The 12,305-nt window shown below is 64.2% G+C and carries 9 protein-coding genes; 3 read left to right on the forward strand and 6 right to left on the reverse strand.

Annotated elements, in window-relative coordinates; translation table 11 throughout:
* Nucleotides 1–4: 4 nt before the first annotated feature.
* The 3 genes from ACIPW4_RS08885 to ACIPW4_RS08895 form a co-directional block, all read right to left on the reverse strand.
* Nucleotides 5–583: a YceI family protein gene (locus ACIPW4_RS08885; RefSeq protein WP_400656797.1), complete on the reverse strand. Its 579-nt coding sequence runs from the start codon at nt 581–583 to the stop codon at nt 5–7.
* Between the two features lie 34 nt (nt 584–617).
* Nucleotides 618–1,169: a cytochrome b gene (locus tag ACIPW4_RS08890; RefSeq protein ID WP_400656799.1), complete on the reverse strand. Its 552-nt coding sequence runs from the start codon at nt 1,167–1,169 to the stop codon at nt 618–620.
* Between the two features lie 206 nt (nt 1,170–1,375).
* Nucleotides 1,376–3,091: a flavin monoamine oxidase family protein gene (locus tag ACIPW4_RS08895; RefSeq protein WP_400656801.1), complete on the reverse strand. Its 1,716-nt coding sequence runs from the start codon at nt 3,089–3,091 to the stop codon at nt 1,376–1,378.
* 212 nt (nt 3,092–3,303) lie between these two features.
* On the opposite strand from ACIPW4_RS08895, the gene ACIPW4_RS08900 reads away from it, so the two are divergent.
* The 3 genes from ACIPW4_RS08900 (at nt 3,304) to ACIPW4_RS08910 (ending at nt 6,178) form a co-directional block, all read left to right on the forward strand.
* The gene (locus ACIPW4_RS08900; protein ID WP_400656803.1) at nt 3,304–3,795 is read left to right on the forward strand and encodes a hypothetical protein; all 492 of its coding nucleotides are present in this window, start codon (nt 3,304–3,306) and stop codon (nt 3,793–3,795) included.
* Nucleotides 3,796–3,873: 78 nt separating this feature from the next.
* A complete protein-coding gene (locus tag ACIPW4_RS08905; RefSeq protein WP_400656805.1) occupies nt 3,874–5,280 on the forward strand; it encodes an adenosylmethionine--8-amino-7-oxononanoate transaminase in 1,407 nt (468 codons plus the stop codon).
* 175 nt (nt 5,281–5,455) lie between these two features.
* Entirely contained in the window at nt 5,456–6,178 is a 723-nt protein-coding gene (locus ACIPW4_RS08910; RefSeq protein WP_400656807.1) for a 16S rRNA (uracil(1498)-N(3))-methyltransferase, read from the forward strand.
* Between the two features lie 8 nt (nt 6,179–6,186).
* Here ACIPW4_RS08910 and ACIPW4_RS08915 read toward each other — a convergent pair whose 3' ends face one another.
* From ACIPW4_RS08915 to ACIPW4_RS08925, 3 genes are all read right to left on the reverse strand, one after another.
* Complete coding sequence (locus tag ACIPW4_RS08915) at nt 6,187–6,804, reverse strand: hemolysin III family protein (RefSeq protein WP_400656809.1); 618 nt, start codon at nt 6,802–6,804, stop codon at nt 6,187–6,189.
* A 142-nt stretch (nt 6,805–6,946) separates the two neighbouring features.
* On the reverse strand, nt 6,947–7,420 hold the full coding sequence (locus ACIPW4_RS08920) for a chemotaxis protein CheW (protein WP_400656811.1): 474 nt from the start codon (nt 7,418–7,420) through the stop codon (nt 6,947–6,949).
* A complete protein-coding gene (locus ACIPW4_RS08925) occupies nt 7,413–12,302 on the reverse strand; it encodes an Hpt domain-containing protein (protein WP_400656813.1) in 4,890 nt (1,629 codons plus the stop codon). Before ACIPW4_RS08925 ends, ACIPW4_RS08920 begins: the two co-directional genes overlap by 8 nt.
* Nucleotides 12,303–12,305: the final 3 nt, after the last annotated feature.

The raw sequence follows: 12,305 nt of genomic DNA on the forward strand, positions 1-12,305 counted from the left end.
GGGCTTACTTCTGCTTCACGCCTTCGAGGCTGATATCCAGGTCGACGGTCTGCGAAGTCGGGCCTGGGCCTTTGATGCCAAAGTCGTTGAGGTTCAGGGTGGTGGTGGCGTTGAAGCCAGCGCGCTCGCCGCCCCACGGGTCTTTGCCCTCACCATTGAAGGTGGCCTTGAAGGTGACGGGCTTGGTCACACCGTGCAGGGTCAGGTCACCGGTCACATCGGCAGTCTTTTCACCGGTCGACTTGACGGCGGTGGAGACGAATTTGGCGTCGGCGAACTTGCCTACGTTCAGGAAGTCCTTGCTGGCGATGTGCTTATCACGCTCGGCGTGGTTCGACCACAGACTGGCGGTTTTCACATCGACTTCGATCTTGCTGGCCTCAGGCTTGGCGCTATCCCAGGTGAACTTGCCATCGAAGTCCTTGAAGGTGCCGTGGATGAAGCTGTAGCCCAGGTGGCTGATCTTCCAGTCGACGAACGCGTGCTGGCCTTCCTTGTCGATCTTGTACTCGGCAGCCATGGCCTGGCCGGCGGAGAACAGTGCGGTACCGAGCGCCAGAGCGGCAAAAGTCTTTTTCAACATCCTTACTTCCTTCCTATGCAATTGAGGTTGAGAGTCAAGCTTTGCGGCCCAGCATGCGAGTCAGGGTCGCGTCACGGTCGATGAAATGGTGTTTCAGGGCGGCCAGGGCGTGCAGCACGGCAAAGATCACCAGGCCCCACGCCAACCACAGATGAATCACGCCGGCCACGTCCGCCTGATCAGGCAGGTCGCTGATTAGCGCCGGCACGTCGAACAGGCCGAACACCGGAATGCCGACACCGTCGGCGGTGGAGATCAGGTAACCGGCAATCATCACGGCGAAGAGCCCCAGGTACAGGGCCAGGTGCCCCAACTTGGCTGCCATGCGGGTAAATGCTCCGTGGTTGGCCGGTGCAGGGGGTGGCGGGCTCATGAAACGCCAGACCACGCGCAGCAACATCACCGCCAACAGCACCAGGCCGATGCTCTTGTGCAGGTCCGGGCCAGCCTTGCGCCAAGGGTCGTAATAGTCGAGACCGACCATCCACAAACCGAGGCCGAACAGGCCGAACACTGCCAGTGCAACGCCCCAGTGCAGGACGATGCTGACCACGCCATAGCGAGAAGGTGAATTGCGCAGTTGCATGTTGACGTGGTTCCCCGTGAAAGCTGTGCACAGACTAACGCCTAACGTATCGAATAAAAGCTTAAAAAACTGCTTTGGATTATCGATAAATACGATGATTAGTGTGTGAGTTTCCTATTAAGGAAACATTAACAATAGTCGGAGAGTTAAGGGTTTCCAGTGCCGGCCTCATCGCGGGTAAACCCGCGAAGAGGCCGGCACAACTATCAGTTGGCTTTGGCCTGAGTATTGGCCACCGGCTTTTTAGCCTGCTTGGCTACAGGTTTGTGCGCCGGGGCATGCTTGGCCGGTGCTGCCTTGATTGCAGCGGGCTTGGCCGGCTCTTCCTTGGCGACTGCTGCAGGTGCGGGAGTAGCGGGCGCAGCTGCAGCAGAAGGAGCCGGTGCCACTTCCTCGACCTTGGCAACCGGCGCAGCCTTCACTTCAGGCTTGTCATCACCCCCGAACAGGCGCGAGAAGAACCCGCCGCCATCCTTCTTCGCAGCCACTGCTGCGCCCGCCGTCGCTGCTGCCGCGACAGTGGCGGCCTTGGCCGGGTCGAACGACTTGCCCGCGAGGAGGTCCTGGGCCTGGCTGGCAGCGCGCTGGCCGCTGCGCAGGGCGCCTTCGAGGGTGCCCGGGTAGAGCGCATCGGTGTGCTCACCGGCAAAGGTGATGCGCTGAACCGGGCGCTCCCACAGGCGCCAGTACTTGCTGATCTGCCCCGGGCCATAGGCCAGATAGGCGCCACCGGTACCGGCGTCGACGCTGTAGCGCTTGACCTCGTAACCGGTGAACGCACCACGGGCCTGTGGATAGAACGCATGCAGGCGGATCAGCACCTGGTCGACCATCTGTTTGTCGCCAAAGGCCTGCAGCAGGCGCGCATTGTCACCCGACAGGTTGATCACCACGTTGGCGCCACCCTTGAGCGCCGGCTCGATCCACAGCATGCCGAGGCCAGCGTTACTGAAGATCTCGCCCGACATGCGCGCACGGCTTTCCCATACAGGCTGCTTGAACTTGAGCATCAGCTGGTCACGCCAGCCATAGTTGGTGCCTCTGAGCGCTGCCACGTGCTGCGTGTCCAGGCCAGGGGTGATCTGGATCTTGGCCAACGCTCGCAATGGCACCGCCATTACCACGTAATCGGCCTTGTAGTCCGTGCTACCCGCCTTGACGGTGACACCGTCCTTGTCCTGGACGATTGCCGTGACCGGCGAACTGGTCTTGATGGTTTTCAGCTGCTTGACGAAAGCCTGGGCCAGTACCGGGCTGCCACCTGGCAGTCGCGCAGCACGCAGGTCACGGTCGCTGACGCCACGGTATACGCGGTTCTGCTGGGCGAAGTAGAGCAGCGACAGGCGCGACGGCTCGTCGTAGCGGGTACGGATCTGCTGGTTGATCAGCTGGCGCGCGGTGGTTGGCAGCTGCAGCTTGTCGAGCCAGCTGGACACGTTGATCTGGTCGAGTGCGAACAGGGTGCTGGTCGCCTGCGGCTTGAGCGGGTCGTCGATCGAGCGGGCCAGGTCGTCGAGGGTCTTCTCGTAACGCTTGAGCGCCTCGGCGGTGGCCGGTTGCTTGGTGGCCAGGTCGGTTGCGCTGAAGTACTCGCCGTCGATCAGGTAACCCGGGGTGCGCACGAATTCAGGCGCAGGCAGCGTTTCAAGCTTGAAACGGTCGATGTACTGGTTGAGCACAGGCTGAGCCTTGGCGTTGCCGATCCACTCGCTGGTGGCCAGGCCCGAACGACCACCCATGCCTGACTTGGCTTCCAGCAAGGTGACCTGCCAGCCTTTGTTCTGCAGCTCGTAGGCTGCGGTCAGGCCTGCCATGCCGCCACCCACCACGATTGCCGACGGTGTCTTGTCCTTTGCCAGCGCGGCGCCGCTGGACACACCGATCAATACCAACGCGCACAGGCGCACCCAAGCAGCAGCCATGTCGGCGAACTCCGAGTTGTAAATACAGGAATGGGAAGAGGGCGGGAATGCCCCCAGAGATGATGCGTTAAGAATACGTCAGGTATGGGGACCCTGCCAGCACGGCGATATCAAGTGCCTTTGGCAACTGGCATTTTTGTCAGTAGCCAGGCCTTTGGCCTTTAGGTAAAGCTGGCCAAGGTGGCTAAAAAACCGACAAAAGGAGCTGCACGATGACCTACGAGGAGCACTTCGCACAGGTAGAAAGACAATTCTTGTGGCACAACCAGACGGTCATGACGCCCTCAGGCCTGCAAATCCGCTCCAATGGCACGTCCTGGACCGGCCTGCATGAAGCCTTCAAAGGCAATGACGGCACAGAGCTGGTGATAGGTGAGCACAGCGACGTGGAGATCACCTTCAGCCAGGAAGTCGAATGTCTGCGGCTGGAGTATTACGTGGTCAGCGACCAGAACTTCGACGATGTGCAGATGCTCCTGGATACCGATGGCTACGACATGGACCTGATCGCCCCGCTCCCGCGCAACTTCTACTGGCTGACCCTTTCCGGCAGCGGCTATACCGATTTCAGGCCCGGCCCGGTCTCCACGCAACCCTATCACCAGGTCATAGACGGGCCCTTTCGCCGCCTGACCATTTCCACTTCACAGGCTGGCACCGTGCATATCCGCAAGCTGGAATGGACCCGCACCTACCGCCATTGACCACTAGCGGTTGTCCTGCCCCCCGGCTTTGCTTAGGCTTACGCGGTCAAAGCAGGCAGTAAGCCAGGAGAAGCGCCCATGGGCCTCAACGATCAGTGGATGCAACGCGACCTCAAGGTCCTGTGGCACCCCTGCACCCAGATGAAAGACCACGAGCAGGTACCGCTGATCCCGATCAAGCGGGGCGATGGCGTGTGGCTCGAGGATTTCGACGGCAAGCGCTACCTGGATGCCGTGAGCAGCTGGTGGGTCAATGTGTTCGGCCACGCCAACCCGCGCATCAACCAGCGTATCAAGGACCAGGTCGACCAGCTGGAGCACGTGATCCTCGCCGGCTTCAGCCACCAGCCAGTGATCGAACTGTCCGAGCGCCTGGTGGCCATGACCCCGGCCGGGCTGGACCGGGTGTTCTACGCCGACAACGGCTCGTCGTGCATCGAAGTGGCGCTGAAGATGAGCTTCCACTATTGGCAGAACATCGGCAAACCGGCGAAAAAGCGCTTCGTCACCCTGACCAACAGCTACCACGGCGAAACCATTGCCGCGATGTCGGTGGGCGACGTGCCGCTGTTCACCGAAACCTACAAGGCATTGCTGCTCGACACCCTCAAGGTGCCAAGCCCCGACTGCTACCTGCGCCCCGAGGGCATGAGCTGGGAAGCGCACTCGCGCAACATGTTCGCCGCCATGGAGCAGACCCTGGCCGAACACCACGAAACCCTCTCGGCGGTGATCATCGAACCGCTGATCCAGGGTGCCGGTGGCATGCGCATGTACCACCCTGTGTACCTCAAACTGCTGCGCGAAGCCTGCGACCGCTATGACGTGCACCTGATTCACGACGAGATCGCCGTCGGTTTCGGCCGCACCGGCACGATGTTCGCCTGCGAACAGGCCGGCATCCGTCCGGATTTCCTGTGCCTGTCCAAGGCCCTGACCGGTGGCTACCTGCCGCTGGCGGCCTGCCTGACCACCAACAAGGTGTACCAGGCCTTCTACGACGACTACCCGACCCTGCGCGCGTTCCTCCACTCGCACAGCTACACCGGCAACCCGCTGGCCTGCGCCGCCGCGCTGGCGACGCTGGACATCTTCGAGCAGGACAACGTGATCGAGGCCAACAAAGCCCTGGCCACGCGCATGGCCAGCGCCACCGCGCACCTGGCCGATCATGCCCACGTCGCAGAAATTCGTCAGACCGGGATGGCCCTGGCCATCGAGATGGTGCAGGACAAGGCCACCAAGGCCGCGTATCCGTGGCAGGAACGTCGAGGCCTGAAAGTGTTCGAGCACGCCCTGACCCGCGGCGCCCTCCTGCGCCCGCTGGGCAGTGTGGTGTACTTCCTGCCGCCGTACGTGATTACCCCGGAGCAGATCGACTTCCTGGCCGAGGTGGCCAGCGAAGGCATCGACATCGCCACCCGCGAGAGTGTCAGCGTTGCCGTACCGGCCAACTTCCACCCCGACTTCCGCGACCCGGGCTAAGCCCACTCGCCCATACACATAACCTTGTGGGAGCGGCCTTGTGTCGCGAAAGGGGCGCGAAGCGGCCCCAGTTTCTTGGCTTCGCAGCAGAAATTGTTGGGGCCGCCTCGCGGCCCTTTCGCGACACAAGGCCGCTCCCACAAAGGGCGAGTACATCCTATCTGACGAGCATTCCATGAGACTGTCCCGCTTCTTCATCGACGCCCCCTTGAGCCTCGGCGAGCACGACCTGCCCGAAGCCCAGGCCCACTACATCGGCCGCGTCCTGCGCATGGCCCCCGGCGACGCCGTGCAGCTGTTCGACGGCAGCGGCCAGGAATTCCTCGGCCAGCTGCTCGAAGTCGGCAAGAAAACGGTGCGCGTCAGCCTCGACCAGGCCCTCGCCGGCCAGCCGGACTCAGCGCTGCACGTTCACCTCGGCCAGGGCCTGTCCCGCGGCGAGCGCATGGACTGGGCGATCCAGAAGGCCACCGAGCTTGGCGCCAATGCAATCACGCCGATCGTCAGCGAACGCTGTGAAGTGCGCCTGAAGGACGAACGCGCCGACAAGCGCCTGGCGCACTGGCGCCAGGTGGCGATCAGTGCCTGTGAACAATGCGGCCGTTCGACGTTGCCGGTGATTCATCCGCCAGTGACCCTGGCCGAGTGGCTCAAAGGCACCGAAGCCGACCTCAAACTGGTCCTGCATCCGGTCGCCGAACCGCTCACCAGCCATGACAAGCCGGCAACCCTGGCCTTCCTGATCGGCCCCGAAGGTGGCCTGAGCGAGGCGGAAGTCGAACAGGCCAAGGCCGCAGGTTTCCACGCTGCACGCCTCGGGCCGCGGGTACTGCGCACCGAGACAGCGCCGGTGGTGGCGCTGTCGGTGGCCCAGCAGCTGTGGGGCGATTTTTCGTAAACAAAAAGCTAGCGCACGTACAGCGACACCGCCACGAAGTGCATGAGGCTGCCGACGATCACGAACAGGTGCCAGATGCCGTGTGCATGGCGCAACCGGCTATCGAGGGCGAAGAAGATGATGCCGACGGTATAGAACACGCCGCCGGCCGCCAGCCACGCGAAGCCGGCTGTGCCCAGGCTCTGCAGCAAGGGCTTGACCGCCACCAGCACGATCCAGCCCATCACCGCATAGATGATGATCGACAGGATGCGCGCTTCGGAGCGTGGCTTGATCTCCTGCAGCATGCCGATCACCGCCAGCCCCCAGACTATCCCGAACAGGCTCCAGCCCCATGGCCCGCGCAGGCTGACCAGGCAGAACGGGGTGTAGCTGCCTGCGATCAGCAAGTAGATCGACAGGTGATCGAGCTTGCGCATGATCACCTTCGCCCGCCCACGGGTGCTGTGGTAGAGGGTGGATATGCTGTAGAGTAGCAGCAAGGTGCTGCCGTAGATGGAGAAACTGACGATCTTCCAGGGGTCGCCCTGCAGGCCCGCGACGACGATCAGCCAGATGGCACCGATACAGGCCAGGACGGCACCGACCAAATGGGTCCAGGCATTGAAGCGTTCACCGTAATACATGCAGACACAGACCTCCTGAGTTGGCTCAGGTTCCTGAGCCAGCCTGTTCCGGCCCTTTCGCGGGCAAGCCCGCTCCTACAGGTAATGCGAGACCCGTGTAGGAGCGGGCTTGCCCCGCGGAAGAGCCATCAGCCCGAACATCCTACCCAAGGGCAGGTTGCAGTTCCGCGTCACGCACCAGCCTTTCCAGCCCAGCCAGGTCCGGCACCCGCGCCACCTGCTCGCCCACCTGCACGGCGGCCAGCTCCAGACTACCAAGCGGCACATCCACATAATTGAGCTGGCTGTCCAGCTTGCACGAGCGAGGAATGTCCTGCAGCAACACCGCCAGATAGCGCAGGCCGGTATCCCCCAGTGCGTTGAGCACCACGATCCGCGCCCGCTCGCCACACGGCGTCTCACCACCACAGGCTGCCTCGAAACCTATCAGCGGCAATTGCTGCTGCCGCCAGTCGATCCACCCCAGGTGCCAGGCGGGATCGCCGGGTTCACACACCAGGTTGCGCTGGCCGATCAGCTCGACCACGGCAACGTTGGGCAACACCAGGATACGGTCGCCCAGCGGCAGCAGCAGGCCAGTCAGGCTGCTGCGTTGCCCTGCAATCAGTTCAAGCATGGGTCTGGCTCCAGTGGGCGATGCTCTGCAGCAGCACCGACTCCTGATAGGGTTTGCCCAGGTAGTCGTTGACGCCAATGGCCATGGCCCGGTCGCGGTGCTTCTGCCCGGTACGCGAGGTGATCATGATGATCGGCAGGTCTTTCAGGCGCTCGTCGCGGCGAACGCGGGTGGCCACTTCAAAACCGTCCATGCGCGGCATCTCGATATCCAGCAACAGCACGTCCGGGCGGTGCTCTTCCAGCAGGGCCATGGCATCGACCCCATCCTTGGCGGTCAGCACGCTCATGCCATGGCGCTCCAGCAGGCGGCTGGTGACCTTGCGCACGGTGACCGAGTCGTCCACCACCATTACCAGCGTTGCCCGCCGCGATGCCGGGCCGAACAAGGTGCGCTGCACCCCGCTGCCACCGGGCAGCCGTGCCAGCCGCCGCTGCTGGCCACGCAGCTGGCCCAGCAGGTCCAGGATCAGCACCACCCGGCCATCACCGAGCAAGGTCGCCCCCGACAGCCCCGCCACGGCGGCAAACTGCGGGCCGAGGCTCTTCACCACGATCTCGCGGCTCGGCGACAGGCTGTCCACCTGGATGGCGAACGACTGCTCATGGGAGTGCACCAGCAACACCGGCAACGGCACGCTCTGCCCCAACAGCACGGGGCGCGGCAGCCCCTGCAGCAACTCACCGAGGTAACGCAACGCATACTCATGGCCGCCATACACGTAACGTGGAGCATTCAACTCGTAACAGGCGGCCAGTTCGGCCGGTGGCACACGCACGATGCCTTCGATGGTGTTGAGTGGGATGGCGTACTGCTCCTCCCCCAGATGCACCATTAACGCCCGGTTGATCGACACGGTGAACGGCAGGCGGATCAGGAAGCGTGCGCCCTTGCCCTGGGCGGACTCGATGGTCATCGAGCCGCCCAGCTGCTTGACCTCTTCGTGCACCACATCCATGCCCAGACCGCGCCCTGAAATCTGGGTGATCTTCTCTGCCGTGGAAAAGCCCGGGCGCAGGATGAACTGCAGGATCTCGTGGTCGCTCAGCTGAGCCTGCGGGTCCAGCAGGCCGCGCTTGATCGCCTTGCGCCGCACTGCCTCCAGCGGCACGCCGGCACCGTCGTCGGTCATCTCGATGACGATGTCGGCACCTTCATGCAGAAGGTTCAGGTGAATGGTGCCCTGCTCGGGCTTGCCTGCGGCCAGGCGCGCCTCGCGCGCTTCCAGGCCATGGTCGACAGCGTTGCGCAGCATGTGCTCCAGTGGCGCGACCATACGTTCGAGCACGCTGCGGTCCAGCTCGCCCTCGGCGTTGCCGACCACCAGCTCGACTTGCTTGCCCAATTCGCTGGCCACCTGGCGGACCACCCGCTGCAAGCGCGGCACCAGGCGTTCGAATGGCACCATCAGGGTGGCGGTCAGGCCTTCCTGCAGCTGGCTGTTAACCCGCGCCTGTTGCTGCAGCAGGCTGTACGCCTCCTGGGCACGCTGGGTCAGGGTTTCCTTGAGGTCGAGCAGGTCGGAGGCCGACTCGAACAGCGCCCGCGACAACTGCTGCAACTGCGAATGGCGGTCCATTTCCAGCGGGTCGAAGTCTTCGTAGGCATCCCCCTCGAACGCCTGACGGCTGCTGATCCGCCCCTGGGTCTCGATGTCCAGGCGCAGCAGCTGGTCGCGCATGCGCTCCAGGGTGGTTTCCATCTCGTTGAGGGCGAACTGGGCGTCGTTCACCTGCTGTTCGATACGGCCGCGAATGACCGAATGCTCGCCGGCAAGGTTACCTAGGTCATCAAGCAGTTCGGCGTCGACCTTGACCATGTCGCCAGGTGCCCGCTCCGGGGCCGCGGCCGGTATTTCGGCCGGTGCGGCTTCAGCCGGGGCCTGCCCGGCCGCACTGTCGGTCAGCGCGGCGCTGCTGAAGTTGCGGATGTAGTCGATCAGCGCGGTGGCGGCATGCAACGGCTGGCCCAGGCGCACGGCATCGAGCATGTGCGCCAGCCGGTCATGGCAGTTCTGCAGCAGCGCGAACAGCGCCCCGCTCGGCGGCAGGCGCCCGGCGGCAAGCAGTTCGTAAAGGAATTCCAGTTCATGGGCCAGGTCGCCGATGGCTGTGATCTCCACCATGCGCGCGCCTCCCTTGAGGGTGTGCAGGTCACGCAACAGGTTCTCCACCTCGACGCTGCTGCGCGGGTCAGCTTGCCAGCGGGCCAGGGCAGCAGCGGCGCTTTCGACGATGTCCGAGCTTTCCTCGAGGAAGACGTCCAGCAACTCCTGGTCGCCCGGGCTTTCGGCTTCATCGGCCAGCTCCGACAGATCGGACAGCGGCGTCACGGCGTCGCGGCTCACCAGGCCGGTGGCATCCGGCGCCAAGGCACCGTCGAGCATGCCGCGCAGGGTATCGACGCAGTCAGGCCGCGGGCTGACTTGCTGCCCGGCAGCCACTTCGTCGAGCATGTCCAGCAGCGCCTCATGGGCTTGCCGGGCAACCGCGAAGAAGTGCGGGCTGGCACCCAGGCTGCCCTCTTCCACGGCGCCATAAAGGTCGAGCAGCGCTTCGCAGACTGCATCCATCTGCCACAGGTCGGCCAGGTGTGCGGCGTGGCCAAGGCTGGTCAGCTCATCGAGCAAGGTATCCAGAGGTTCGCGCTGCCCTGGCTGTTGCTGCCAGCGCGACAACAATGACTCGGCGTCCAGCAGGATATCCATGGCCTGGGCCAGGAAGCTGGCGATCAGCTGCGGGTCGCGCTTGCCATGACGGGTGTGCTGGGGTTCGGCATGCAGGCTGGCCAGGCGCAGGTCCACGGCTTCACCGACCTGCTCGATCAATTGGGCGGCACCCGGGATGGCAGCCAGCGGCGTGCTGCCCAGTTGCCCTAAACCTTGCTGGAACTGACCATGGGCAATTTGCAGCCATTGCATCTCCGGCGCCTGCAACGGTAGCTGGTGGCCCCGATATTCGCGCACCAGGCGGTCGAAGGCAGTGGCCAGCTCGGCGATCGGCATGACGCCGGCCATGGCCGCGCTGCCCTTGAGGGTGTGCAAGGCGCGCTGCAGGCTGTCACTGACTTCGCTGCCCTGGCCGTTGGCGCTTTGCAGAAAGCCTTCAAGGCTGGCCAGGTGGCCTTTAGCTTCGTTGCGGAAGATGTCCAGCAGCTGCGGGTCGAGGCCATCGATATCGGCGCTGACCGGCGTGTCGTTCTCGGCCAGGGCGTGCAGGTGACTGGCCAGCTGTTCGATCTCGGTCAATTGCGGCAGCTGGCCAGCGGCGAAGTCGGCCAGCAGGTCAGGCAGATGGACAAACACCTGTTGCAGCGCCACCGCGCCCTCCGGGGTCAAGGCGATGCGCCCTTCCAGCACCCGGTTGAGCAGGTGCTCACCGCCCCAGGCCAGCTCGGCCACCGCCTCGGCATGCACCATGCGCCCGCTGCCCTTGAGCGTATGCAGATCACGACGTACCTCGTTCAGGGCGTCGCGGCGGCTGTTGTCGGCGCGCCAGCGCAACCAGTGCCGTTCGATCTCCGGCAACAATTCGCCGGCTTCTTCGAGGAACACCTCACGCAATTCATCATCGATGCCATCGCTGCCGTCCTGCGCCTCGGGCTGGCCAGCATGGGTGCATTGCACGCCCAGTGCCGTCAGGCTGGCGCAGGCCATGTCGAGGAACGGCTGAGCATCGGCCAACGGGTCGGCGACCCGCCATTGCAAGTAGCACTCGGCGGCGCTCAGGGCCTCAGCCAGGTGTACCAGCTCGTCCGCTGGTGGCTCCACGTCCAGGTGCTGCAGCCAGGCTTGCACATAGCCCGCGCAACCGGCGAACACTTCGGCGACGGCTGGCAGCATCAGCATCGCCAGGGCGCCGCGCACCTGCTGCAAGAGGCCCGGCAGTGGCTGCAGACGTTGCCTTGGCCAGCCGGACTCCAGGCAATCGCCGATCAGGTCCTTGGCCTGTTGCAGCACCGACAGCGACTCGTTCAGCACCAGCTGACGAATTTCGGCCAGGTCAGAACCCGGCAGGCCGCCCTGCCCGCCTTCTTCCAGCGGCAGGACCATGCCGTCAAGCGTGGCCTCCACGTACAGCAGGGCACCGGCCACATCCATCAATACCGCGTCGTCCACCGTGCGTTCGCCCTGGGCCAGGGCCTGCAGCGCCAGCACCTGGTCGATGATCACCCGCCGGGGCTGCTGGAAGCCCAGCACCGCCAGGGTGTCGGCCACGTGGCGTAAAGGCGCGAGCAGCGCTTCCAGGTCTTCGCTGTGCTGGCGGTCACCGCGCACGAACGGGTCCAGCCGCTCCTTGATCCGTACCAGGTCGTCACACAATGCGGTGACCACCGAGCGCAGGGCATCGCGCCCCGGCCCGGCCTGAATCTGCTCGCGCCAGTTGCCCAGCGACAGGTCGAGGTTGGCCAGGTCATCGGAACCTGCAAAGCGCTGCGCGGCGCCACTGATCAGGCTGGCCTGGGCCAAGGGTTCGACGCCACGGCAGGCACGCAGCTGGTTGAGCAGCGGCAGCATCACCAGCGGCAGGTCATGGCGTGCGCCGCGCAGCCGCTCCAGGTAGGACGGCAATTGCTCCAGACCGCGGAACAGCGGCCCCAGGCAATCACCGCGCGGGCTTACCTGGCCGTCGGCCATGGCCTGGGCCAGCAGCTCCAGTTCTTCGGCCAGGCGCATGGCGCCGCGCAGCTCGAGCATGCGCAGGCAGCCGTGTACCTGATGCAGGTTATCCACAACGAAGGCCAGCATCGACAAGTCGTCGGTTTCGCCGGCAAAACGCTCCAGAGCCTGACGGGCCTGGCCCAGGCAGTCGAGGATGGCGGCGCGGGTCCAGGCCAGGGCCACGGTATCGTGGCGCTCGGGGCTCAAAGTGGCAGATGCCATGCA

Source organism: Pseudomonas sp. NPDC089996 (assembly GCF_044748405.1).
Classification (GTDB): Bacteria; Pseudomonadota; Gammaproteobacteria; order Pseudomonadales; family Pseudomonadaceae; genus Aquipseudomonas.